Source organism: Streptosporangium sp. NPDC004379 (assembly GCF_042873875.1).
Taxonomy (GTDB): Bacteria; Actinomycetota; Actinomycetes; order Streptosporangiales; family Streptosporangiaceae; genus Streptosporangium.
Genome location: NZ_JBIAMC010000021.1, coordinates 43,127 through 67,033, shown reverse-complemented (window position 1 = coordinate 67,033; position 23,907 = coordinate 43,127). Strand labels below are relative to the sequence as shown.

Below are 23,907 nucleotides of genomic sequence, written 5' to 3'. Positions count from 1 at the left end.
GCGCACCCCAGGCTTCCGGGCGGCGTCACGTGACAAGCACGGCGGTGAGCATTGAGAGATACGACTCATGAGCGAGACGCAGGCCGCCGAGGTCGGACGTCTCGAACCACGCCACAGCGTCGTGCTCGTCCGGCGCGGCGTTGACGGGTGTTCCGTTCCAGCCGTCGACCAGCCAGATCCGCATGTCGAACGCCGCGGTCAGGATCCGACGCATCGGCGGGCCGGACGGCTCCGGCGCCGTGATCCCCAGCTCCTCCCGGAGCTCGCGGACAAGGCTCTCCTTCGGATCCTCCCCCTCCTCGACATGACCGCCCGGCAGGTCCCACACGTCGGGATACCAACGGCGTGCGGCGCTTCGATGACACAGCAACACCCGATCGCCGTCGCGAAGAACGGCCGTCACGATCCGGACCGGACCTGAGGCGTCGGCGGAGGTCGTCATCGGCACATTCTCACCCATGCGGATCCGCCGCGGACAAGGCGCGTCCTGGCGGCACCCGTCACCGTGCGTGAGCCGAGGCGTGGGCGACGGCCGCGGAGGCGAACGCGGTGATGGCCGGATGCGGCCTGCCGCCGTCCCCGGCCAGCTCCGGCTGGAAGAGGGTGGCGAGGAAGAAGGGGTGACCGGGCAGCTCCAGGACCCGTACGGCCCCCTCCGCGCCGCGGCCGGTGAACCTCAGCCCGCCCTCTTCGAGCACCGGCACGTAGGCGGGGTCGAGGCCGAAGCCGCAGGAGTACTTCTCCACGGTGCGGTCCGCGCCGACGATCCTCTCGATCAGCGAGCCCGGCTCCAGCCGTACCTCCTCCTCGTGGCCGGCGAGCGAGCAGGCCAGGGGGACCAGCAGGAACTCCCCGGCTCCGGGGTCGTTCTCGGCGTGCGCGACCCGCAGGCCCAGCATGTCGCGGGCGTACTCCAGCAGGGTGTGCTGGAAGCCCCCGCAGGTGCCGAGGAACGGGATGCCGTTCTCGCGGGCGGTGCGGGCGGCGTTCACCGCGCCGGCCTCGCTGCGGTAGGGGCTGCCGGGCAGCATCCAGACGCCGTCGAACCCCTCCAGCCCTTCGGCCTCGTCGGTGGGGATCCAGTAGGCGTCCACGGTCAGTCCGTCGCGCTCACGCAACGCGGCGAGGAGGGCGGGGACACGGGTGTGGGCCTGGACGGCGGGTGATCTGTCGCCCACCAGGGCGATTCTCGCGATGGTCACGCGCCCATCCTGACCGCCGCCCGCCGATGAGGGCCAACGATGATTCCTGCTGCGGCGATAAGTGATACTGATGCGCCGTGGATCCGCATCTGCTGCGCACGTTCGTGACCGTCGTCCGCCGCCGGTCCTTCTCCGCCGCCGCCGAGGAGCTCGGCTACACCCAGTCGGCGGTGTCCCAGCAGATCGCCGCGCTGGAGGCCGATCTGGGCCTGCCGCTGCTGCGCCGCCGTCCGGTGGCGCCGACCCGGGCGGGGGAGCGGCTGCTGGAGCACGCCCGGCCGCTGCTGCTGCGGCACCGGGCGGCCCGCGCGGACGTGCTGCGTGCCGCCGCCGGGCCGGCCGGGCGGCTGACCGTGACGGCCTCCCCTCTGGCGCTGGTCCCGGCGGTCGTCCGCGCCCTGGAGCCGGGCGGTCCGGCGGTGACGCTGCGTACGGCCGACCGCGATCGCGTGGCCGAGGAGGTCGCCTCCGGTGACGCCGACCTGGGGTTCGCCGACGGGATCGCGGCTCCGAGCGATCCGCTGCGCCTGGCCGGCACGGGGGCGCCGACCGGCGTGGGGATCGCGGAGGAGGAGTTGGTGGTGGTCCTGCCCGCGCGGCATCCGCTGGCGGGCGGGCGGGGGCTCGCGCTGGCCGGCCTGGCCGACGCGCTGTGGCTGCACGCCCCCGCCTTCGTGCCGGTGGAGCGGCTGCGCGAGGTGGCGGGCGGCGGCGCCTTTCGGACCGGGTTCCGCTACGACGGCCATGACCTGCGCACCGTCCTGAAGCTGGTGGCCGCCGGGCACGGCCTCGCCCTGCTGCCCGCGTCGGCCGCGGCCGACGCGGGAGCGGGAGCGCTGACGGCGGTGCCGCTGACGGCGCCGCGCCTGGTGCACCGGGTGGAGATGCTGTGCGACCCGCTCGCCTCCGGCGAGGTGCGGGCCGTCGCCGACCGGCTCGGCGCCTGACCGGGCCCCTGCGGCGTATCACGAAAAACCCGGAGAGAAGCGATGTTCGCCGTCATAGGGTGCGGGCGTGGACAATCTTGAAAGGCTCATCATCACCCGGCGGCTGCGGGTCCCCCTGGACGCTCCCGCCGGCGCCGTGCCGGGCTGGGGGGAGACGGCCGCCCGCCAGCTCGACGCGGCGCTGCTGAGCGTCGGTTTCACCTGCTCGCCGGCCCTGCTCGGCCGCCTGGCGGAGCTGCCCGGCGCCACCGTGGTGGACCTGGGCGTGCGGATCCTGGCCGCCGTCCGTGAGCTGGTGGGCGACCACGTACGGCACAACGCATACTTCATCGACTTCCCCGCGAACGTGCCGGACACCCTGGAGTTCTGGGCGGGCCTGATGCGGGAGGCGCTGCTCGACCCGGTCACCGCCGACGGCGGCCGGCCGCCGTCGCTCGACCTGCTGGCCCTGCCGGGCTACGGCCGCTACCGGCACTCCTACGCCGACCTGCTGGCCGCGCACGCCGAGCTGGTCCCGCTGGCCGCCGACCGGGTGACCGTACTGGAGCTCGGCGGCAGCCTGGAGGCGGAGGCGTCCGCGCTCTACCTCTCGCTGGCGGGCGCGGAGACGCCCCTGGCCGCCGAGGACCTGACGGCGCTGCGCGCCCTGGCCGGGTTCTGCGCCGACCGGCCCGAGCAGCCCGAGCGCATCCCCGTGCGGGAGAACCGCGCCGTCCTCAACGAGGTACGGCTGGCCGCCGGCCGGCCCCTGCTCGTCGACACGGTGACCGACGTGCTCCGGCTCGCCTGCGGCTGCTCCGGCGGCGACGTCACGCTGGCCGTGCCCACCCGGTTCCGCTCGTTCCGCCGCGCCGAGCGGCGGATCCTGCTCGAGGCCCTGGACACCGTCGCCTCCCCGTCCGCGCTCGGCGACGTGCCACGGCACCGGGAACGGTGGAAGCGGCTCGGCGAGCGGCTGCACCCCCACGAGTACCCGCACCTGGCGCGTGCCGCCCGCGTCTTCGAGGTGGCCAGGGGCGAGCGCCGGGCGGTGAGCCTCGACGGGCGCGTCGAGGCCGCCCTGTCGGCCGGCCGTACGGCCGAGGCCGTCGAGCTGCTGGGGAACGCGCCCGGCGCTCTGCTGCGCCGCCTGGACCACCTGCTGCGGGCGGGTTCCGCGTCCGCCGTGCTGGACGCCGCGGAGAAGGCCGCCGCGGGCGCCTCCGGCCGCGTGCTGCTGTCCCTGCGCGAGCACCTGCAGAACCGGATCGCCCCCGCCGCGGGCCGCGTCTTCGCCAACCGGCACGGCAGGGCGTGGACGGCGCCCGACACCCGCCCGCCGCTCGCGGAGGAGGTCGTCACACGGGCGCTCGCCGTCCTGGACGAGGAGATCACCCGCCGCCTCCCCGACCCCGGCGAGCTCATCGTCGACCCCGACGTGCTCGACGTCGCCCTGCCGTTGTCCGGCAAGGCCGTCGCGCCCGGGATCGGCGTGCTGCCCCGCGGCTCGCTGTCGCCGGTGGACGGCGAGCTGTTCCGGTTCTTCGTCCACTGGCGGCAGACCGCGCGGCGCACCGACTACGACCTGTCGGCCCTCATGCTCGACGCCTCCTACGGCGACCCCGAGCACATCTCGTGGACGAACTACGGCAACGGTTTCGCCGCCTACTCCGGCGACCTCACCCAGGCGCCCGACGGCGCGTCGGAGTTCATCGACGTCAGGCTGGCGGAGGCGACCCGGCCGATCATCATCCCGCAGGTGAACGTCTACGCGGGAGAGCCGTTCGACCAGGCCGCCGAGGCGTTCTTCGGGTACATGACCAGGGACGCCGCGCAGGAGGGCCGGCCGTTCGAGCCGCGGACCGTGCGGATGAAGTCCGACCTGCGCGGGTCGGGCCGCGTCGCCCTGCCGTTCGTGCTGCTGCGCGGTGACGACGGCCGGTGGCGGGTGAAGTGGCTGCACCTCTATCTGAAGGGGTTCCCGCACTTCAACCAGGTGGAGGGCAACCGGGTGACCACCTCGCTGCTGACCCGCTCGATCGTGGAGCGCGACTACCTGCGGGTCCGGTATCTCACCGATCTGCTGCGCGCCCGGGGTTCGACGGCCGCCCACACCACCTACATCGGGCTGGAGACGCCGGCCGGACTGCCGCCGGGCTCGCGGGTGTACACGCCCGGGACCCTGCACGAACTGATCCCCGCCTGATACGGTCGGGGTGCGAGGCCATGGGAGGGCTTCCTTCCACCTTCTTTGGATCGGCAGGCAGGTTTCGGCCTCCTGCCGACGGTTCCAGTCTTCCCGCTTTCCTCGCACACCGGCCGTGAGGCCATTCGGGGGCTTCCTTCTTCCTGGTTCGATTCCAGGTAGGCCCATGGGCCTACTGGTGCTCTCAGCTCCCGGGCCCCCCTCACGACCGGCCGCCCTTTCCCTCCGTCTCGGTGTCAGCCGGGGGCACGCGTTCGAGCCTGGTCCAGCCCGTCCAGCCTCGCCGGCTCAGCAGCTCGATCAGCCGGCGTGCCGCCGGCACGGTGTCGAAGGCCAGTCTGTCCATCAGCTCGACGAGGGACGGCTCGATATCGGTGTCGTCCATGTAGTCCTCGCCGTGCTCGCCGGCCAGCCACGTGAGGTAGGCGGCCAGCCTCTCCGCGAGTCCGGCCAGCCGCGGGTCGTCATCGGCCCGGTCGAGAGCCTGGCCGAGGGCGAGGTAGAAGTCGACGAGCCGTGGATCGGCGATCTGCTCCCGCTTGCGGGCCATCCACTCCGGGACCCGTTCGGGTGAGCGCGCGGCCAGCGGGATCCAGCCGTCGCGCTCGGCCCGGACGATCCGCTCGTCGACCCCGAGCGCCCGCAGCCGGCCGAGATACCCGACCACCTCCGGGGGCAGCGCCAGGCCGTCCCCGGAGGTGAGCCGGGCGATCCGTTCGCGGTGCCGTTGCCGCTGCCGGATCTCCGTCCGCAGCCGTTCGTCGATCTCCGCGACCGCCGCGGCGAACTCCTCCTCGCCGGCCCGCAGCAGCTGCCGCACCCGTGCGAGCGGGACCCCGGCCTCGGCGAGCGTCCGGATCCTGATCAGCTCGACCACGGCGCCGGCGTCGTATCTGCGGTAGCCGGAGTGGTCCCGCTCCGGCTCCGGCAGCAGCCCCTTGGCGTGATAGTGCCGCACCGTGCGCACCGTCACCCCGGTGTACGACGCCAGCTCGCCGATGGTCAGCATCGCACCAGTCTCCTACGGGGAGTTCAGGGACGCGCCTGGCGCACACCCCGGATGATCCGGGCGATTTCCGAGGCGTGGGTGAAGACCAGTCCGTGGTCGGCGTCGATCCAGGAGACGGCGATGTCCGGGTGCTCGCGGACGAGCCGTTCGATGCCCGCGCGCCAGTTCCGGTTGAACCGCGGTGCGTGCCCCTCGCCGCCGTCGCCGGCCATCGAGGTCGACATGATCATGCTGATCGGCCGGTCGATCCTCCTGTAGCGGTCGAGGATCCCGGCGCGCACCGCGTCGATCTCAAGGTTCACGTCGAGGATCTCCTGGGCGGTGAGCAGCACCTGACGCGCGGTGCCCCGCTCGGCCTCCCGCAGGGTCGCCATGTCCTCCCACATGGCGCGGAACTCCGGCAGGACGGCATCGGTGACGAACGGCTCGGGCACCGGGTTCGCCCCGTCGATGAGAACGAGTCCGGCGACGGAGCCGGGATGCGCGGAGGCGTGGTGCACGGCCAGGTCGGCGCCCAGCGAGTAGCCCACCAGCACGGGCGCCGCGGACAGGCCCAGGTTTCCCAGCGCCGCCATCACCGTGGCGAGGTCGCTGAGAAAGGCGTCGAAGGAGTACCGGCCGGCGGCCGAGGCGAGGCCGTGGCCCCGCAGGTCGAAGGTCACCACGTCGTGGTCGCGCCGCAGCAGCCCGGTCAGCTCGCGCAGGCCGGCCTGCGTCGAGTTCAGTCCGGGGCACAGGACCAGCGGTCGTCCCCGGCCGCCGCGGGACACCGGGATGGTGACGCCGTCATGGTGGATCGTGAAGTGTCGTGTCGTTCCGCCGTCTCTTCCTGCCCGCACGCCCTCGTCGCCGTGCTCGCCGTACCGCTCATGAGGTCCGGCGACCTCGATCGCCTCGGTTCTCTTGTTCATGCCGCCATGCTGGGAGCCTGACGCTGCGTCAGGGTCAAGCGGCGCGGTGACAGGACGTCCGCGTCCCGGCCCCGGGCTCACGCGCCGCGGGCTCCTCCGGCGGAGAACCCGGCGTCGCGTCCCCCGGGGCTCAGCGGCGCACCCGGAACCTCAGATGCAGCACCCCCTCGCTCTGGATGACCACGTGGGGGTCCTCCAGCAGATGCCGCCCGTCGATGTCGCCGAAGTAGCGTCTGCCCGACCCGAACACCACCGGCACCACGTCCATCGCCACCTCGTCCACGAGGCCGGCCTCCAGGATCCGGCCGCCCACCTCGCCGGCGTTCACCGCGACGGTCCGGTCCCCGGCGAGTTCCCGGGCCCGGTCGATCGCGGCCGTCACATCGCCGGCGAAATGGCACGACGCCTCCGGGTGCCAGCCCTCGGGCTTGGGCCGATGGGACACCACGACGATGTGGTCGCCCGCGGGCGGCCGCCCCTCCCAGCCGTTCACCAGGTCGAACAGGCGCCGGCCCATCACGGTCGTGCCGATCGTCTCCCATGTCGACCGGACGTACTCCGCCGACGCGCGTGGGACCTTGACGCGGCTTCCTGAGCCGGAATGGTCGTATCCCCGGCCGTCGTCTTCGGTGACCGGGGCCTCGCCGTTGAAGTACCAGTCATGGAGCGGCCCGACGTCGTCGTTCTCGTCGGCGATGAAGCCGTCCACCGACATCACGCTGTGCATGATCACTTTTCCCACAGGGTCTCCCGAAGTCCTCTCGCGCGTTCGCCCCCGATCCTTCCGCCCTCGCAGGCCGGCGGGCTTGTAAAAAATCAATCGGCGGGCATCGGGCCGCTGTCCGGAGGGAACCCCCGTTCGGCGGGGAACCGGCGGCGCAGGGCCAGGTAGTCCGTCGGGGTGTGGCCGGTGAAGTCCTTGAACTCCCTGATGAAATGGGCCTGGTCGAAGTAGCCCGCCGTCTGGGCGAGCCGCGGCCAGTCGACCGGGCCCAGGGCGTCCACGGACACGATCAGCCGTGCGAAACGGTAGATCCGCGCCACCCGCTTGGGGGTGACCCCGACATGGGCCTTGAACTGCGCGGCCAGGTGGGTGCCGCTCACCCCGGCGGCGTCGGTCAGCGCGGCGATCGGGACCGCGCCGTGTGTGGTCTCCAGGCGGCCGCCCGTGTGCCGGACCAGGTTGAGACCGCGCGCCGGCGGCTCGGCGAGTCGTGACAGCAGTTCCTCCTCCACTGCCCGCAACCCCTCGGCGGCCGATGCGAGGCCGCCGACCCGGTTGCGGATCCGGTCCAGGGACCGCCGCCAGACGGCGTCGACCGGCACCCACCGGTTCCGCAGCTCGGCCGCCGGTACGCCGGCGAACGGCGAGAGTCCCCAGGGCTTGAAGTGCACCCCGACGAGCCGCACCGGTGTGGGGTACTCGAAGAGGAAACGTCTGGTCCACACGCCCATGAACCACCCGTCGGTGAGCGTCGCCGGCGGCGTCGAGGGGTCGGAGTCCCACAGGCGGACGGGTCCGCCCAGGTTGACGAACAGGTACGCCGACGGCATCGGCGGGACGTTCATCCGGCGGTGGCGCGGCGTCCCGGTCAGGCAGTAGATGTCGTCGATGAACCGGTCGAGCGGCGGCGGGGGCACCCGGGCGACGTATTCCATCGCGTCAGTGTGGCCGATGGGCGTCTGGCCTCGGGGGTTCACGAGCCACGGGTGCCCCGCCGGGCGGCGGAGATCACATTTCGGCTGCTCGCCCGGCGTGGGCACGGCGGCGGACGGCGGCGGACGGCGGCGCGGAACGCCCCGTTCCCATGCGAATACGGCGGATCCGCTTGAGAAATGCATACCGAATATGCATACTCAGTATCTGTGTCCATCAGGCACGGGCTGCTCGCCCTGCTCAGTAGGGGACCCCGGCACGGCTATCAGCTGCGCGCGGAGTTCGAGGCGTCGACAGGGGCGGCCTGGCCGCTCAACATCGGCCAGGTCTACACGACGCTGTCCCGCATGGAACGCGACGGCCTGGTCGCGCCGGGGGAGCCGGACGAGCAGGGCCGGGTCGTCTACACGGTCACCGCGGCCGGCCGGACGGAAATGGCGCGATGGTTCAGCACCCCCGTCGTCCAGTCCGACCGGCCGCGGGACGAGCTGGTCATCAAGCTGGCCATGGCCGTCGCCGCCGGGGAGGTGGACGTCGCCGACGTCATCCGCAGGCAGCGCACCGCGACCATGACGGCCCTCCAGCGGCTGACCAGAGCCAAGCGGGCCGCCACGGAGGGCGCGGCCCAGCGGCTCGTGCTCGATTCCATGATCTTCCAGGTCGAGGCCGAACAACGGTGGTTGGACCACTGCGAGGCCGTTCTCGAAGAGGAGCGAAGATGACGGTCGTACGGCTGGCCGGGGTGGCCAGGGTCCACGGTGAGGGGGCGACGGCCGTGCACGCCCTGAGGGACGTGAGCCTCCAGGTGGAGCCGGGAGAGCTGGTCGCGGTCATGGGCCCGTCCGGGTCCGGTAAGTCGACCCTGCTCAACGTCGCGGGCGGGCTCGACCGGCCCACCTCGGGGACGGTGCACGTCGACGGGCGGGACCTGGCCGGCGTGCGCGACCTGGCGGCACTGCGGCGCCGCAGCGTCGGCTACGTCTTCCAGGACCTCAACCTGATCGCGTCGCTGACGGCGGCGGAGAACGTCATGCTGCCGCGCGAGCTCGACGGCGTGCGGTCACGCCCCGCCCGCGAGGAGGCCGTGGCCGTGCTGGCGGAGGTCGACGCGGCGGACCTGGCCGACCGCTTCCCCGACGAGCTGTCCGGCGGCCAGCGCCAGCGGGTCGCGATCGCCCGCGCCCTGGTCGGCGAGCGGCGCCTGCTGCTGGCCGACGAGCCGACCGGCGCGCTCGACACGCGCACCGGCGACGAGATCATGCAGGTGCTGCGCGCCCGCTGCGACGCGGGCGCGGCGGTCCTGCTCGTCACCCACGAGCCCCGCTACGCCGCCTGGGCCGACCGAGTGGTGTTCCTCCGCGACGGGATGATCGCCGACTCCACGGACGTGCCGCTGGCGAGCGCCCGGTGAGCGCCGTCGCCGCCGCGCTGCGCATCGCCCGCCGGACCGCGTGGCGCTCCCGGGGACGCAGCGCGCTCATCATGGTGATGATCGGCCTGCCCGTCCTGGTGATCACGACGCTGCTCACCCTCACCGAGACCATGAGCGTCACCCCGCGGGAGGGGCTGACGGCCGAGCTCGGCGCGGCCGACGTCCGCCTCGTCCAGACGCCCGCGGGCACGGAGCTTCAGCAGCAGCCCGGCGGGGCGAGCTGGAGGACGGACGGCGAGAAGACCGCGCCCCGGACCGCCGCCGAGGTGACGGCGCTGCTCGGACCCGGAACCCGGCTGATCCCCTTCGGCACCGGCGTGCTCCGGCTGGACGGCGAGCGGGTCGAAGCGCTGGAGACCGACCTGCGCGACCCCCTCACCCGGGGGATGCTGACGCTGAGCGAGGGCAGGCTCCCCGCCACCGGAGAGGTCGCGGTGACCCCCGCGCTCGGCCTGCGGCCCGGCGACCTCCTGCGGCCGTCCGGCGCGGCGCCGCTGACGGTGACGGGCGTGGTCGAGCACCCGCACCTGCCGTCGCTCAAGCGGGTCGTGGGCCCGGACATCCCGGTGGAGACGCCGGATGAGCTCTGGTCTCCGCACCATTACGGCACCGGCTGGCTCGCCGACACGCCCAAGCCGGTGACCTGGGCCGACGTGCCCGCGCTGAACAAGGCCGGCCTGGCCGTCACCTCCCGCGTCACGCTCACCGACCCGGCGAACGCCCCGGTCCGCGCCTCGGACCTCGGCGCCCGGCAGGCGGTCGGGCTCGGCGCCATGGTGATCATGGTGGTGCTGGAGACCGTGGTGCTGGCCGGGCCCGCCTTCGCGGTCGGGCTCCGCAGGCGGCGCCGGGAACTGGCGGAGATCGCCGCGCAGGGCGGCTCGGCCCGGCACCTGCGGACGATCGTGCTGGCCGACGGGCTGGTCCTCGGCGGTACGGCCACCCTCGTGGCGACGGCGCTGGGCATCGGGGCCGGAACGCTGGGCGCCCCGATCGTGGCGCGCTGGGGAGGACGGGTCGGCCCGCCGGAGGTGCCGTGGCCGCCGGTCCTCGGCGTCGCCGCGCTGGGCCTTCTCGCCGGGCTCGTGGCGGCGCTGGTGCCCGCCGTGCAGGCGGCCCGGCAGGACACCGCGACCGTGCTGGCCGGCCGCGCGCCCGCGACGGCCGACCGACCGGGATGGCCTCTGGCCGGAGCCGTGCTGGTGCTGGCGGGGCTGGGGGCGACCGTGGTGGCGCGGCGTCAGCCGGACTCGATGTGGGTGTCCGCCTCCGCGGTGCCGATCCTGCTCGGGCTGGTGGCGTTGACGCCGTGGCTGATCGGCCGCACGGGACGGCCGGCCGCGCGGCTCTGGCTCCCGCTGAGGGTGTCCGTCCGCGACGCGGTCCGCCACCGATCCCGTACGGCCAGCGCCGTGGCGGCCGTCATGGCGGTCACGGCCACGGTCGTGGCGGTGGGCATCGGCGCCCACAGCGCGTACACCGACCAGCGCGACGCCTACACCTCGGCCCGGCCGACCGGCATGCTGGCGATCTGGGGCGGCAGCATGGGCGACGCCACCTGGAACAGGCTGCGCGCCGAGGCGGAGCGTCTGCTGCCGGGGGTACCGCTGACCGCCGGCCACCAGGTGAGGGACGCCGAGGGCCACCGCTACGCGCTGCGGTACACGGTGCGGTGGAACGGGATACGGAAGCGCCGCACGGTGGTCGTCGGGGACCGGGATCTGCTCAGGCTCCTGCAGGGCCGCGACGATCCGCGAGCGGCCGCGGCGCTGGCGAGCGGCAAGGCCGTGGTGTTCGACGCGGCCGCGGTGCGCAACGGCAGGCTGGCGCTGCGGGCGGGCTCCACGGGCGGCCCCCCGCGCAAGCTGGAGGTGCCCGCGGTGGTGGCCACGCCCGCCGACGAGCACCAGGGCGGCGCCCTGCTGCCGCGCGCCCTGGTCGAGCGGTCCGGTTTCTCGACGGTGGAGCGCCAGCTCTACGCCATGCACCGGTTGCCGGCCGACTCGACACTGGGACGCGATCTCACCAGGGTGGTCCCCCGGGTGACGGTCGCCTCCGAGGAGGGTTACCGCAACCTGCCCGAACCCGGGCTGTGGGGCTGGCTCGCGGGCGCCCTCGTCCTCGTGGTCGGCGGCACGCTGGCCGCCACCCGCCTGGCGTCGGCCGACATGGGGCCCGAGCGGGCGGCGATGTCGGCCGTCGGCGCCCCGCCCCGGACGTTGCGGGCGGTCGTGGCCGGTCAGGCCCTCTACATCTCCGGGCTCGGCGCGCTGGTGGGGCTGGCCGCCGGAACGGTGACGGGCGTGGCGCTGAGCCGGCCGATGACGACGCACGGCGCCGGGGATCCCGCCACGATCGCCGTGCCGTGGCCGTTCGTGATCGCCGTGGTGGTGGGCCTGCCGGTGCTGGCGACCGCGGCGGCGCTGGTCACCCGGGTCAGGACGCCCGTCACCCGCCGGCTCGTGTGACGCCGGCCCCGGACCGCCCGCGGCCGTGGCCCCGGACGGGCGGCGCGTCAGCCCGCGGTCCAGGGCCGGAGCTTCTCCGGATTGCGCACCGCCCAGATGCGCGTGATCCGGCCGCCCGCGACCTCGAACGCCACGACCACCACGGTGACGCCGTCGTGCCGGACCACCAGGCCGGGCTGGCCGTTGACCGTACGCTCCAGGAACGTCAGGCCGGGCACCCCGGCGGTGATGCCGGCGAAGGCGCGCGCGATCCGCCCGGCGCCCTCGACCGGGAGCAGCAGGGCGCTGGCGACGCCGCCGCCGTCGGCGACGACCGTGGCGCCGGGGTCCAGGAGGCAGATGAGGGCGTCGACGTCGCCGGCCGCCCACGCCCTCCTGAAGGCGCCGACGACGCCGGTCCGGTCGGCCACCGGGGTGACGGGGGCCTGGGAGGCGCGGACGCGGCGGCGGGCCGAGGAGGCCAGCTGACGGCACGCCGCCGGGGTACGGCCGACGATCTCGGCCACCTCGGCGAAGGAGTAGCGGAAGACGTCGTGCAGGACGAACGCGACCCGCTCGGCCGGGGTCATCGCCTCCAGCACGACCAGGAAGGCCATGGTGACCGACTCGTCGAGGGTGACCTGGTCCGCCGGGTCGGTGGCGATCTCGCCCGGCCGCCCGCCGGGCCATTCGCCGCGGTCGGGCAGCGGCTCGGGGATCCATTGCCCCACGTACCGCTCCCGCCGGGCCCGCGCCGAGCCGAGCACGTCCAGGCAGACGCGGCCGGCGACCCTCATCAGCCAGGCCCCCGGGGACTCGACGGCGTCCCGCCGTTCGAGGGGCATCGCGTACCAGCGGGCGTAGGTCTCCTGCACGGCGTCCTCGGCCTCGGCCAGGGAGCCGAGGAGCCGGTAGGCGAGGTTGATCAGCTGACGCCGCTCGCTCATGATCGCGTTCAGGCCCGGATCGGGCCGGCCGTCTCCCGGCCCGGACGGGATGGTCATGGTGCCCCCGGCTCTCCTCGGTGCGTCGGCGTCTCACGGGACCGACGAGACGGCCCCGCGGAATGTGAGGCCGGATTGTTCGGAAAGCCCGCCGGGCCCCGCGGCCTGCGGGACCCGGCGGTCAGCCCTGCAGATAGCGCAGGACGGCCAGCACCCGGCGGTGGTCGCCGTCGGACGGGGACAGGCCGAGCTTGGTGAAGATCTGCGCCACGTGCTTCTCCACCGAGCCGTACGACAGGAACAGCGCCGTGGCGATGGCGTTGTTGGAACGCCCCTCGGCCATGAGGGAGAGCACCTCGCGTTCCCGGGGGGTGAGCGCGGCCAGCGCCTCGGCGCGATGACCGGCGCCCATGATCTGGGTGACCACCTCGGGGTCGAGGACGGTCTGCCCGGCCGCGATCCGGTCGAGGGCGGACAGGAAGTCCCCGACGTCGGCGACCCGCTCCTTCAGCAGGTAACCCACCCCGTGAGCGCCGTCGGCGAGCAGCCGCGCGGCGTAGCGCGTCTCGATGTACTGGGAGAACACCAGCACGCCCAGACCCGGGTGGGCGCGGCGGACCCGGAGCGCGGCCCGCAGTCCCTCGTCGGTGTGGGAGGGCGGCATGCGCACGTCCACCACGGCGACGTCGGGCCGGTGCTCGGCCACGGCCGCCTCCAGCGCCTCACCGTCGCCCACGGCGGCCGCGACCTCGTGACCCCGGGAGGTGAGCAGCATGCACAGCCCGTCCCTGAGCACCGCCGCGTCCTCGGCTATCACGATGCGCATGGGCGTCTTTTCCGTTCAGATGTGGAGGGGAAGCTCGACGGTGACCACCGTAGGCCCTCCCGGCGGGCTGTGGACGTCGATCGTCCCGTCCACCGGCGCCACCCGGCCGGCCAGGCCCCGCAGCCCGGACCCGGTGTCCGCCGCCGCGCCGCCGTCGCCGCCGTCGCGGACGAGCAGGGTCAGCAGGCCGTCCGATGCCCGCACGCCGAGTACGGCATGCCGGGCTCCGCTGTGCCTGGCCACGTTGGCGAGCAGTTCCGCGGCGCAGAAGTAGGCGACGGCCTCGATCGCCGGGTCGGGCCGTTCCGGCAGGTCGGCGTCGAACCGGACGGGGACCGGGCTGCGCGCGGCGAGCGTGGCCAGGGCGGTCTCCAGCCCCTCGCCGAGCGCGGACGGGTGGATGCCGCGGATCAGGTCGCGTAGCTCGGCCAGGGTCTCCTTGGCGTCGCGGTGCGCGTCCCCGACCAGGGCGCGGGCGCGGGCCGGACGCTCCGGCCGGTCGGCGCGCTCCAGCTCCTCCAGGGCCATGCCCAGCCTCATGGCCAGCGTGACCAGCCGCGCGGCCGTGCCGTCGTGCAGGTCGCGTTCGATCCGGCGCAGCTCGGCGGCCGCGCCGTCCACCGCCATCGCCCGCGCCCGCTCCAGCCTCCGGGTCCTGGCCTCGCCCGGAGCCGGTCCCAGCAGCGTCCGGGCGAGCAGCCGCTCGGGGGCCAGCGCGAGATGGACGCCCCACGGAGCCGACAGCAGCAGCGCCGCCCCGGCGGCACTCGCCGTCACCGCACCCGGCGGGCCGTCCGGAAGGACCGGCAGGGCGCCGGAGTGCCACAGGGGGTGGCAGAGCAGGGCCAGGCCGCCTCCCCACAGCCCGGCGGCCACGGCGAGGGCCAACAGGGCCGACGGCAGCCGGACCAGGCCGTGGATGACGGCGCGCCATCCCGTCAGGTCGCCGAGCGCTGCCACGAGCCGGTCCGCCAGGCCCGGACCGGACCGGAACGGGGCCGGATCGGCCACCCGCACCCCGGCCAGCGCGCGGGCCAGCCATCTGTTGGCCGTGCCGAGACGCCTGGCCGCCGGGACGCCCAGCGCCAGCAGCGGCACGCCGACGACGCCGGCCGCCGAGGCGACGCCCAACGCCACCACCACGGCGTAGACCAGGCCGATCACGGCCATCAGCGGCGCCACCAGCGCGTAGGCGAGCTCACGCCACGCCCGCGCCCACACCGGAGCCGCGACCATCGCGCGCCGCATGTCCGGGAGCCCATCTCCTGCCCGGCTCCCCATGCCCCTCGTCACCGTTCCTCCTCACCGCGCGGCGCCGCCGGCGGCCTCTTCGCGGTGGCGACGCCGTACAGCCTGGCGGACGTGCGGGCGCGGGCCCAGCCGGACGGCACCCGGGGGACATCCCGAACCCGGTACGGAGGACATCCCCGTGGCGGGCGCCCGCCCGGCCCGGCCACGGTGGAGTCATGACGACGACGAAGCGGCGACATTCCTTCGGCAAAACCGGATGGCTGGTCATCGGCATGGCCGCGGCGGCGCTGGCCGGGATGACCCCGGCGGCGTCGGCCGCCCGGGACGACGGGCCGACGTGGGGCGACTGCGCCGGGAAGGACGCGCCCCAGGACATGCGGTGCGCCGCGATCGAGGTGCCGGTGGACTGGTCCCGGACGGACGGGGCGAAGATCACGCTGAAGCTGGCCCGGCTGGCGGCCACCGAGCCCGCGCAGCGGATCGGCAGCGTGCTGGGCATCCCCGGCGGGCCCGGCAACAGCGGGATCGACGACCTGAAGCGCGCCGCCGCCGACCTCACCGACCTGCGGCGCAGGTTCGACATCGTCGCCTACGCCCCCAGGGTCACCGTGTGGCTCGGTCAGATGCCGCCGGTCTGCGGGCGCCCTGGGACGACGCTGCGCGAGCCCCGCGACCGCAAGGACTACACCGCGCTGACCACGGCGATGACCAAGGCGTTCAAGGCGTGCCGGGACGCGGACCGCACCGGGCTGTTCGAGCACCTGGACTCCCTGTCGGTGGCCAGGGACATGGAGGCGATCCGGAAGGCCCTGGGGGAGGAGCGGCTGAGTTTCATGGCCAATTCCTACGGCGGGGTCCCCGCCGCCGCCTACGCCCGGCTGTTCCCGCGGCGCATCCGGGCCATGTATCTCGACGGCACGATCAACCATATGAACGGCTGGACCGACCAGGCACTGCGGACATATCCCGTCGTAGAGAAGAAGTTCGCCGAGTTCACCCGCTGGTGCGCGGAGACCCCCGCCTGCGCGCTGCACGGGCAGGACGCCGGGAAGGTCTGGCGCCGGCTGGTCCGCGACGCCGACCGCAGGCCCATCCAGGTCACCTCCGCACAGTTCGGGAAGGGCGAGCTGACCGGCTGGCACCTGAAGATCTTCGGCTTCAGCGCAGACCCCGGGCCGGGGAACTCCCGCTGGCTGGCCTTCGCCGAAGCGGTGGACAAGGCCCGGCGCGGGGACGGGTCCGGCTTCGCCGACGTCGCCCTGGGCAACGCGCAGGTCTGGGCCATGCCCGGGGTGCCGGCGATGAGTTGCGGGGACGGCCGGGGATACGCCGGGTACACCGAGCTCCAGGCGCACCTCCGGAAGGTGCGGAAGGCCTCGCCGAACTTCGGGGCGGCCGGGTTCGACGAGCTGGCCTGCGCCGGGTGGCCGTTGCCGGTGGCCAACCCGTCCCGCCCGCTGCCGGTCCGCGGCCTGCCGCCGTTCCTGGGAGCGGGCAGCACGTGGGGCGACTACGCGTGGACCGAGAGCTTCACCCGGCTGGTGCCGGGGTCGGTCACCGTCGCCTACGACGGGCCCGGTCACGCCCTCTACCTGTCGGGGAAGAAGTGCCCGATCCGGCACGCCACCCGGTACCTGACCGACCTCACGCTGCCCGCGCCGGGCACGGTCTGCCCCGCGGAGTGACTCGTCCGGTGTCCGCCGGGCCACGGTGGGGGAGCGGGGCGCGGACCGGCACACCCGGCTTTTAATGAAATTTCCGAATATTTCGTCTCTCATCTAATATTTCCTTATTCGGGAAATTTTAGATGAGAGGGGGATGGAAAAAATCGAAGAAACGCCGAACCTCGGGAGCCGGAAGGCCATCTAAAAGGCCGTAGAGCGGAAGGGCGAGGCCCTTCCCCGGATTTACCGGAAAGGACGGCGAATGACTCACCGAAGGATTCGCAACGGCGCACTGGCCCTGTCCGCGGCGGCACTGCTGACCGTCGCCGCCGCAGGTCAGGCCGGCGCCGGCACCGCCGCGTCCACGTCCGTCGCGTCCGCGCGCGCCGCGAACTGCGTGCACGTCAGCCACTCGTCCGGCTACGTCACCCAGACCGTGAAGGTCACCAACGACTGCGCCTCCACCATCTCCTTCTCCGTCCGGCGGGTCGGGCCGGACAGTCCCTGCTTCATCGTCGGCCCGAACCGCTGGCGGTCGTACAAGTGGGGCAACGGGCTGAACTACCAGGGCATCAGGTGGAACTGCTCCTGAGCTCCGCTTGGCGGGCGTCCGCCGCCGCGGGCGCCCGCCACGCCGGAACGAGGCGGGCGCGAGAGGAGAGCCGTACGCGGGCCGGCCGGAGACCGGATGCGTCCTCGCCGGATCCGGGTCAGGTCCGGGCGGGCCCCGTCCCCCGGCGACGGTGTTCGGCGAGCATCCGGCCTCCGAGGTCGACATAGCCGGCGAAAAGGCCGATCACATCATGAAGCCGTTCCTGCGCCGGACCGCTCCGCACCAGTGACTCACCCTCCCGCAAGGCGGCGATCAGAGTCCTGGCCCGCGCCTGGCTGGCCTCAAGCAGCGACTCGATCCCTCCCGTGGCCTCGACCAGGAGCCGCCGGCTGCCAGGCTGCGGGATCACCCTGGCCAGCCCCCAGGAATCCAGCTGCCGTACCGCGGTGCTCACCGCCCCCTTGCTCAGTTCCAGCTCGGCGGCGATCATGTCGAGAGAGATCGGCTCCTCGCTGAGGAGCAGCAGGCCGTAGGCGCGCCCGGTCGCGTGCGGCAGGTTCCAGGAGGCCAGCAGGTCACCCACCGAGGTGATGAACGCCCGGCGCCCGTCCGCGCTCATCGCCGTGCTCCCTTCTCCGCCGGGACCGTACGCAGGAACGCGCCGATCGCCGCGTTGACCGCGTGGGGGTCGTCCTGGCCGGCGATGTGACCCGCGCCGGGGATGACGATCTCCTCGATCCCTTCGGCCTCGGCCCACCGGGGCATGGCCGAGGCGATGTTGCCGGTGCGGTCCCGCTCGCCACGGATCAGGCACAGGGGAACCGGCGTGCGATAGCCGGGGTCCGGGATGAGAAACCCGACGGTCGCCCGCCACACCTGGACGAACTCCTTCTTCGACAACTGGCCGAAGGCCCGCCGGGCATCCGCTCGCGCGGCCGGGGTGACCGCGGAGGCATCGGCCATCACCCGCGGGAAGGCCCTGGCCGGGATCATCGACAACATCGGCGCGGCCGACCGCAGCAGCAGGCGTTCGTTCCAGGACAGCGGCGCCGTGTTCGGCGTCGCGCCGATGACGACCAGGGCGCGGGCGAGATCGGGATGCCGCCGGACGACGGCCTGGCTGAGGTTGCCGCCGAGGGAGTGCCCCACGAGCACCGGCCGGTCCACCCTCAGGTGCCCGATCAGCGCGCACAGGTCCGCGATCGCCTCCTCGGCGGTGAACCGCACTTCGGAGGGGCGGGAGAGGCCGTGACCCCGCAGGTCCCAGGTGACGACGCGATGCCCCCGCTCCCGCAGGTACTCCCGCTGGGCGTCGAACATCACGTGGTCGGCTCCGGCCCCGTGGGTGAGCACCACCGGCACGCCGTCACCGCCGCTGTCGGCGTAACGCAGGTCGCAGCCGCGGAGGGGGAGGACGGACGTCATATTCACCATGGTCTAAATATAGTGAATATGGACCTCGTCCTTCGCCGCTCGCGCGAGTCGCGCGGGATCGGTCCCGTCCACCGGGATGCGCCTCATGCCCGTCCGGCTGAGCGGCCGTGGCGGCGCGCTCCTGGCGGAGCCCGCGCTCGAGCCCCTCGCCGCCCGCTGTGCCGGCGAGGCGTCACGAGGCGTTATGAGGTCTTATGAGACTCCACCGGATATCGGCCGCACCGCCGGGACGCCGCGCCCGCTGTCACCCGGCGGTCCCGCGGCGGGCTCGATCTCCGGCGGGGTGGCGGCGCCGCCGGAGACCTCGCGCAGCCGGGTGAGGGTGCGGTCGAGCTGGCTCGCCAGGTGGGGGATGGTCGCCGGCGGCAGGTACGCCTCCGCGCCGGCGTCCAGCATGCGCCGTACCGGGCCGTGGTAGTTGACCCCGAGTTCGTCGTCCTCGATCTCGGTGATGACGACGCGAGCCTTCGGATACATCGACCTGAGGCATGCGATCAGCTGGGGGCTGGACGGCGGCGCCAGCAGCACGTCGGTCGTCTTGGGGGCGGCGTGCATGTCGAGCACGACGTAGTCGGGGCCGAGCCGGTCGGACAGTGCCATCCGGGCCGACGCCGACAGCTTCATCGCCGTGGCGACGACCGTCACGCCGTCGTAGTCGGCCGCGGGCTCTTCACCCGCGTCCTCGACGGCCTCCTCCGCGGCGGGATCGACGACGGCGCCGTCGAGCACGCGCAGGGTGCTGGAGATCACCGCGATCGTCTCGCCGTCCCGTGTGACGGCCAGTTCCTCCCCGGGTTCGAGGGCGTCGACGAGCGCCAGGACGTCCTCGGGAAGGCGGGTGACGTCGATCGACCGGGCGGCCCGCGCGGCGCGCCTGCCCGCCATCAGGGCGGTGATGGACGGAAGCGTGGCCATGGCCCGGGATTCTTCCACATCGACCGGACGCTCTCCCGGATCCCGGACGGAAGGCGCGCCGCGCGCCCTCGCCGCAGCGGACCTAAGCGCGGAGGCCGCGCAGGACCCTTTCCACCGTGCGGGCGCAGAGCGCTCTGAAGTCCTTCTCGTCCATGCCGACGCGTCCGCCGAGATACAGCTGGACGAGGCCCTGGACGGACGAGGTCAGGGCCAGGGCGGTCTCCAGCGGGTCGTCGGGACGCAGCAGGCCCAGGCGCATACCCTCCTCGGCCAGTTCGACGACGCGGGCGAACGCCGGTGACCCGTTCCGCCGGAAGTCGTCGGGGAAGCGCCTGACCCTGTCGCGCCGATCGGTCATCAGGAACGTGTACAGATGTGGGCGGCCGAGGGCGAAGTCCAGGAAGTCCTCCAGCAGGCACCTCACGCGGGTCTCCCAGTCGCCGTCCGGGACCCTCGTTCCCCAGCCTTCGCCCAGTTCGTCGAAGGTACGGTCCGCCACCACGGCGAGGAGGGCCTCGCGGCTGGGGTAGTGCTTGTAGATCGCCATGGCGGTGACACCGACCATCTCCGCCACTCTGCGCATGGTGACCGCGTCGGCTCCTTCGCCGGCGAGGATCGTCCGCGCGGCCTCGGCGACCCGCTCCCTTGTCGCGTTCACGGTGTACAACATAAACGACGTGCGCCTTCGGAAGGTTCTCGAAGAGGCCGTCGCGGAGGATGTCGAGAACGGCTCGGCGGCTCCGTCCCAGGAGTGCACGCGGCCACCGTGGCCGTACCGGACCGGGGAGACCCGCATGACCATTCAGCGGATGGACAACGTCCTCATCGTCGTCGAAGACCTCGACGCCGTCATCGCGTTCTTCGTCGAACTCGGCATGGAACTGGAGGGCAGGGGGCCGATCGAGGGACGCTGGGTGGAGCGCGTCATCGGGATCGACGACGTCCGGCAGGACGTCGCGATGCTGCGGACCCCGGACGGCCACGGCCGGATCGAGCTGGCGATGTTCCACGCGCCGAAGGCGATCCGTCCCGAGCCGAAGGACGCGCCGGCGAACACGCTGGGAATTCGCCGCGTCATGTTCGCCGTCGACGACATCGAGGACGCCGTCGCCCGCCTGCGCGCCCACGGCGCCGAACTCGTCGGCGAGGTGATGCGGTACGAGGACGTCTACCTGCTCTGCTACGTCCGCGGCCCCGAGGGAATCGTCGTCGGACTGGCCGAGCAAATCGGCTGAAGGGGACCGCACGCCCGGACGGGGGACCTTCCGGGCCCCGGGCACGGGGTCGGGCGCCGTGCCCGGAGTGTCCTCCCGAGGAGGGGCCTCCGGTCGGGCCGGGCTCATCCCTCCGGGGCCGGCGGGGGATCGCGTCTTCGGGCGAGGGCGGCCAGCAGGGCTCGCCGTTGCCGTTCGGTGAGGTCGGCGACCCACTGCCGGCCGTCGAGTCCGGTACTCATCAGCAGGGTGTGGACGGTGACCGGGGTGGCGCCGGGCAGGGCGAGCAGGATCCGGCGGATCGGGGTACGGCGGGTGATCTCATCGTCGCGCCGGAAGACCTCGGCCAGGCCGATCCGCCCGGCGGTGAGCTCCTCGCGGAGCTGCGCCCTGCTGAGCGGGACGGCCGGCGCCGGGCCGCGCGGCGGCGGAGCCTGTGCGGGCGCGGGCAGGGTGGCGTCCGGCCCGGGGCGGGGGAGGCCGGCCGGGGGAGCAGCCGTCGGGGCGGGGTGGGACGCCTTGGCGGGGCCGTCGCCGCCGCCCAGGACGTTCGCGGTGACCAGCAGGACGCCCGCGCAGGCCGCCGCGGCGCCCGCGACGGCGATCTGCCGCCGGGACAGCCGGCCGCTCCGCTGCTTTCCGGCGGCGAGCTTCATCCCGACGATCGCGGTCCGGCACAGCACGCCCATGACCATGCTGAGCAGGATCGGCACCAGGGCGGCGGGCAACGGGCTGATGGTGGCGACCACGACTCCCGCGGCGGGGCTGAGGCAAGAGACGATCAGCCAGGGGGTCAGGCGCTGTTTGGCGATGTCCAGCAGCGCGGCCAGGGCGAGGCCCTCGCTGGCCGAGTGCACGACGAGCGCGATGATGACGACGACGGACGCGGTCAGTGCCAGGGCGGCGCCTTCGATGGCGCGGTGCAGGGTGAGCGCGGCGGCGGTGCCCATGCCGCCGAACACCGCCGCGTCCATCCCCTGCTTGATGCGGCGGTGCAGTCCGGGACCGTGCAGCGCGGTGCGGGCCGCGGCGTCCTCGGGGCAGGCGCAGCCGCGGCGGGTGAAGTAGGTGATGACCAGGAACCCGAACAGGGCGGCCAGCGCCAGGCCCCACAGCGGGACGCCGGTTTCCGCCGCTTCGCCCCAGGCGTCGGGCAGCAGGTCGACGAGCGCGGTGACCAGCATCATCGCCGAGGCGACGGCCAGCCACAGCGTCATCCGTTCCGAGTCGCGCCGGGCGAGGTAGGCGCCGACGAGGGTGGAGACGCAGACCAGGAGCACCGCGCCCCAGGCCGCCTGGCGGGGAGGTTGTGCCTGCAGGGCCGGCCCCATTGCCCAGACCAAGGCCGATGGTGGCATCGGTGAGCACCTCCTGATGATCTGAAGGGGTGGGTGAACACGGTGGAAGGAGAGCGGGAGGCGGGGGGACCGCGTGGCCGGAGGATCTGCCGTCCGCCCGCGGGAAGAGGGCGGAACAGCCGGTGGTCGTCAGTCGGTGGGCCGTTCGGGGGCGGCGTGCCGGGCGGACGGCGGGGCCTGTCCGGGCCGGGTGAGGTCCCGCAGTTCGTCGAGCAGGGTGTGCAGCCTGCTGATCTGGCCGTCGATCGCGTCCCTGAGGCCGCTGCCGGACGCGGCGACGGCGGTGTGCAGGCGCTGGATCCGCTCGTCCAGTGCCTCCGGGGAGACGGAGGGGCTCCGGGGGTGCCGGGCGGAGGCGTTGCGCCAGGCGGCGCGTTCCAGCTGCTCGGCCGTACGGCGGGCCTGTTCCAGGATCGCCCGGGCCTCCTGGTGGGCCAGGGCGAGGGTGCGGTCGGCCGCCCGCCGGGCGATGCCGGAGACGCGCTCGTCCTCACCGCCGCCCGCCCGTCCGCCGTCCCCGTCCGCCGCGCGGGCCCGCAGGTCCGCGTTGTCGCACAGCACCCTGATCAGGGTGGTCTCGACCTGCCCGAGGAACTGGTCGACCTCGGCCAGGTCGTAGCCCTCGCGCAGCCGGACGACGGTGAACACCTGGTTGCGCACCGCGGCGGGGGTCAGCAGTCCCGCGGCCGCGGGCGGGTCGGGGAGCGCCGGCGCGGCCGGCGGGCCGTCCTGTCCGGCGTGCTCGCCCTGTCCGGCGTGCTCGTCCTGCCCGGCGGATCCGTGTCCGTGTCCGTGTTCTTCGCCCATGGGCGTCTTCACCGTTCTTTCGCCGTTTCGGGGTTCTGAGATTCCGAGGTGAGCGGGAAGGAGCAGAAGGGGGCGGGCGCAGGTTTCACCGGCCGCGAGTTCGCAGGTTTCCGCCGGAGGTTCGTCATCGGGTTCTCCTCGCAGAGAGGCGGTGAGAGCCCGATGACGAGCGGCGCCGGTGGTCAGTCGTCGTGATGGCAGGGGCAGGCGTCGCCGCCGTGACCGTCGTCTTCGTGGTCGTCACCGTCGTGGGGGTGGGAGCGCTGGCCGTCCCACTGCGGATGAGCGGCGTGCTGGTCTGCTGGAACGTCACAGCCGGTGCCGGCGCACTGCGGGCCCTGAGCCGGGGTGCCAGGTTCGTCTGTCATGGAAACGCCTCCGGTGTGTCCTGTTCACTGAGGTCGCAATCGGGTCGATGGAGTCGCCATGGAAGACCGCGGCGTGGAACACGATTCCGGGCGCGATACGGCCTTTGCCGCCAGGAGCGACTCGGCGTCCGCGGCGGGGCCGATGGTGCCTGTCCCGCCGCGGAGGCGCGGGTTTTCGCCTACGGCACGGGATCGGCCGTGCACGAGAGGCGGTGCCGGCCGTACCGGGCGGATGCCGTCGGCCGGATCACCTCCCGTCTACCCGGCGCAGGTAGTAGCCGTAGGACCAGCCGGACCTGCCGGTGGGGGCCTTGACGGAGATCCAGCCGCGGCGGGAGGTGCAGGAGCCGTAGACGCGGCCGTCGGCCACCCGCAGCCGTCCGATGGGCCGGTAGCGCAGCCCCGGTCCGGAGCGGATGCGCAGGAAGCTGCCGCGCCGTACATGGACGACCCGGTAGGCGCAGGTGCGTGCCGCGGAGGTGGCCCAGGCGGCAGGGACGTTGACGCCGGTTGGGCGGGGGACGGCGACGGGGGTGCTGACGCCGCTGGGCCGGGGAGTGCTGGAGTCGGCCTGCGCGGGTGCGACGCCGATCGCGAGCAGGCCGGCCGCGGCGCATGCGGCCAGTGCGGGGAGGATCCGCTGGATGTTTCGCATGGGACTTTTCCTTCCTGTGAGCATCGCCGTAACCGGTTGAGCGCCGGGGGCCGGACGGGTCTAATGGGGGTCGACCTGCGATGTTCACTCTTCGTGGTTACCCGACTACTGAAGCATCACACAATTGA

25 protein-coding genes are annotated in these 23,907 nt (G+C 73.5%); 8 read left to right on the top strand and 17 right to left on the bottom strand.

Annotation, left to right across the window (positions count from 1 at the left end):
• Positions 1-25: 25 nt before the first annotated feature.
• Both ACFYSC_RS32555 and ACFYSC_RS32550 read right to left on the bottom strand, forming a co-directional pair.
• A complete protein-coding gene (locus tag ACFYSC_RS32555; RefSeq protein ID WP_389969257.1) occupies positions 26-442 on the bottom strand; it encodes an NUDIX domain-containing protein in 417 nt (138 codons plus the stop codon).
• 58 nt (positions 443-500) lie between these two features.
• Entirely contained in the window at positions 501-1,202 is a 702-nt protein-coding gene (locus tag ACFYSC_RS32550) for a hypothetical protein (RefSeq protein ID WP_389969255.1), read from the bottom strand.
• A 77-nt stretch (positions 1,203-1,279) separates the two neighbouring features.
• Between ACFYSC_RS32550 and ACFYSC_RS32545 the strand changes: the two genes are divergently transcribed.
• Both ACFYSC_RS32545 and ACFYSC_RS32540 read left to right on the top strand, forming a co-directional pair.
• Positions 1,280-2,149: a LysR family transcriptional regulator gene (locus ACFYSC_RS32545; protein ID WP_389969253.1), complete on the top strand. Its 870-nt coding sequence runs from the start codon at positions 1,280-1,282 to the stop codon at positions 2,147-2,149.
• 67 nt (positions 2,150-2,216) lie between these two features.
• Positions 2,217-4,334, top strand: a complete 2,118-nt coding sequence (locus tag ACFYSC_RS32540; RefSeq protein WP_389969251.1) for a hypothetical protein — start codon at positions 2,217-2,219, stop codon at positions 4,332-4,334.
• Positions 4,335-4,536: 202 nt separating this feature from the next.
• On the opposite strand, the gene ACFYSC_RS32535 is transcribed toward ACFYSC_RS32540, so the two are convergent.
• From ACFYSC_RS32535 to ACFYSC_RS32520, 4 genes are all read right to left on the bottom strand, one after another.
• Positions 4,537-5,343, bottom strand: coding sequence for a MerR family transcriptional regulator (locus tag ACFYSC_RS32535; RefSeq protein ID WP_389969249.1), 807 nt, complete (start codon positions 5,341-5,343; stop codon positions 4,537-4,539).
• 23 nt (positions 5,344-5,366) lie between these two features.
• The gene (locus tag ACFYSC_RS32530; RefSeq protein ID WP_389969247.1) at positions 5,367-6,254 is read right to left on the bottom strand and encodes an alpha/beta fold hydrolase; all 888 of its coding nucleotides are present in this window, start codon (positions 6,252-6,254) and stop codon (positions 5,367-5,369) included.
• Between the two features lie 130 nt (positions 6,255-6,384).
• Positions 6,385-6,996 carry a dihydrofolate reductase family protein gene (locus tag ACFYSC_RS32525; protein WP_389969245.1) on the bottom strand — a complete coding sequence of 204 codons (612 nt, stop codon included), beginning with the start codon at positions 6,994-6,996 and terminating at the stop codon, positions 6,385-6,387.
• A 74-nt stretch (positions 6,997-7,070) separates the two neighbouring features.
• Positions 7,071-7,913, bottom strand: coding sequence for a helix-turn-helix domain-containing protein (locus tag ACFYSC_RS32520; RefSeq protein ID WP_389969243.1), 843 nt, complete (start codon positions 7,911-7,913; stop codon positions 7,071-7,073).
• A gap of 207 nt (positions 7,914-8,120) precedes the next feature.
• On the opposite strand from ACFYSC_RS32520, the gene ACFYSC_RS32515 reads away from it, so the two are divergent.
• From ACFYSC_RS32515 to ACFYSC_RS32505, 3 genes are read left to right on the top strand one after another with little or no spacing between them, the layout of a single operon-like run.
• Positions 8,121-8,633, top strand: coding sequence for a PadR family transcriptional regulator (locus tag ACFYSC_RS32515; protein WP_389969241.1), 513 nt, complete (start codon positions 8,121-8,123; stop codon positions 8,631-8,633).
• The gene (locus tag ACFYSC_RS32510) at positions 8,630-9,322 is read left to right on the top strand and encodes an ABC transporter ATP-binding protein (protein ID WP_389969239.1); all 693 of its coding nucleotides are present in this window, start codon (positions 8,630-8,632) and stop codon (positions 9,320-9,322) included. The genes ACFYSC_RS32515 and ACFYSC_RS32510 overlap by 4 nt, the downstream gene beginning before the upstream one ends.
• On the top strand, positions 9,319-11,811 hold the full coding sequence (locus ACFYSC_RS32505) for an FtsX-like permease family protein (RefSeq protein ID WP_389969237.1): 2,493 nt from the start codon (positions 9,319-9,321) through the stop codon (positions 11,809-11,811). The genes ACFYSC_RS32510 and ACFYSC_RS32505 overlap by 4 nt, the downstream gene beginning before the upstream one ends.
• Positions 11,812-11,858: 47 nt before the next feature.
• Here ACFYSC_RS32505 and sigJ read toward each other — a convergent pair whose 3' ends face one another.
• From sigJ to ACFYSC_RS32490, 3 genes are all read right to left on the bottom strand, one after another.
• Positions 11,859-12,794, bottom strand: a complete 936-nt coding sequence (gene sigJ / locus ACFYSC_RS32500; RefSeq protein ID WP_389969236.1) for an RNA polymerase sigma factor SigJ — start codon at positions 12,792-12,794, stop codon at positions 11,859-11,861.
• A 121-nt stretch (positions 12,795-12,915) separates the two neighbouring features.
• Positions 12,916-13,560: a LuxR C-terminal-related transcriptional regulator gene (locus tag ACFYSC_RS32495; RefSeq protein ID WP_389969234.1), complete on the bottom strand. Its 645-nt coding sequence runs from the start codon at positions 13,558-13,560 to the stop codon at positions 12,916-12,918.
• 15 nt (positions 13,561-13,575) lie between these two features.
• Positions 13,576-14,808 (bottom strand): sensor domain-containing protein, encoded by a 1,233-nt coding sequence (locus ACFYSC_RS32490; RefSeq protein ID WP_389969232.1) that lies wholly within the window; start codon positions 14,806-14,808, stop codon positions 13,576-13,578.
• Between the two features lie 218 nt (positions 14,809-15,026).
• On the opposite strand from ACFYSC_RS32490, the gene ACFYSC_RS32485 reads away from it, so the two are divergent.
• Both ACFYSC_RS32485 and ACFYSC_RS32480 read left to right on the top strand, forming a co-directional pair.
• Entirely contained in the window at positions 15,027-16,496 is a 1,470-nt protein-coding gene (locus tag ACFYSC_RS32485) for an alpha/beta fold hydrolase (protein ID WP_389969230.1), read from the top strand.
• Between the two features lie 241 nt (positions 16,497-16,737).
• Complete coding sequence (locus ACFYSC_RS32480; RefSeq protein WP_389969228.1) at positions 16,738-17,067, top strand: hypothetical protein; 330 nt, start codon at positions 16,738-16,740, stop codon at positions 17,065-17,067.
• Positions 17,068-17,185: 118 nt separating this feature from the next.
• Here the strand turns inward: ACFYSC_RS32480 and ACFYSC_RS32475 are convergent, their stop codons facing one another.
• From ACFYSC_RS32475 to ACFYSC_RS32460, 4 genes are all read right to left on the bottom strand, one after another.
• Entirely contained in the window at positions 17,186-17,647 is a 462-nt protein-coding gene (locus tag ACFYSC_RS32475) for a GbsR/MarR family transcriptional regulator (protein WP_389969226.1), read from the bottom strand.
• Positions 17,644-18,453: an alpha/beta fold hydrolase gene (locus ACFYSC_RS32470; protein ID WP_389969224.1), complete on the bottom strand. Its 810-nt coding sequence runs from the start codon at positions 18,451-18,453 to the stop codon at positions 17,644-17,646. Before ACFYSC_RS32470 ends, ACFYSC_RS32475 begins: the two co-directional genes overlap by 4 nt.
• Positions 18,454-18,654: 201 nt before the next feature.
• Positions 18,655-19,377, bottom strand: coding sequence for a hypothetical protein (locus ACFYSC_RS32465; protein WP_389969222.1), 723 nt, complete (start codon positions 19,375-19,377; stop codon positions 18,655-18,657).
• A gap of 82 nt (positions 19,378-19,459) precedes the next feature.
• Complete coding sequence (locus ACFYSC_RS32460; RefSeq protein WP_362931742.1) at positions 19,460-20,035, bottom strand: TetR/AcrR family transcriptional regulator; 576 nt, start codon at positions 20,033-20,035, stop codon at positions 19,460-19,462.
• A 136-nt stretch (positions 20,036-20,171) separates the two neighbouring features.
• Here ACFYSC_RS32460 and ACFYSC_RS32455 point away from each other — a divergent pair, with 136 nt between their 5' ends.
• Positions 20,172-20,612, top strand: a complete 441-nt coding sequence (locus ACFYSC_RS32455; protein ID WP_389969220.1) for a VOC family protein — start codon at positions 20,172-20,174, stop codon at positions 20,610-20,612.
• A 104-nt stretch (positions 20,613-20,716) separates the two neighbouring features.
• Here the strand turns inward: ACFYSC_RS32455 and ACFYSC_RS32450 are convergent, their stop codons facing one another.
• From ACFYSC_RS32450 to ACFYSC_RS32435, 4 genes are all read right to left on the bottom strand, one after another.
• The gene (locus ACFYSC_RS32450; protein WP_389969218.1) at positions 20,717-21,949 is read right to left on the bottom strand and encodes a hypothetical protein; all 1,233 of its coding nucleotides are present in this window, start codon (positions 21,947-21,949) and stop codon (positions 20,717-20,719) included.
• Positions 21,950-22,078: 129 nt separating this feature from the next.
• Positions 22,079-22,756, bottom strand: coding sequence for a DivIVA domain-containing protein (locus ACFYSC_RS32445; RefSeq protein ID WP_389969217.1), 678 nt, complete (start codon positions 22,754-22,756; stop codon positions 22,079-22,081).
• A 182-nt stretch (positions 22,757-22,938) separates the two neighbouring features.
• Entirely contained in the window at positions 22,939-23,124 is a 186-nt protein-coding gene (locus tag ACFYSC_RS32440) for a hypothetical protein (protein ID WP_389969216.1), read from the bottom strand.
• A gap of 247 nt (positions 23,125-23,371) precedes the next feature.
• A complete protein-coding gene (locus ACFYSC_RS32435) occupies positions 23,372-23,779 on the bottom strand; it encodes a hypothetical protein (protein WP_389969215.1) in 408 nt (135 codons plus the stop codon).
• Positions 23,780-23,907 lie beyond the last annotated feature (128 nt).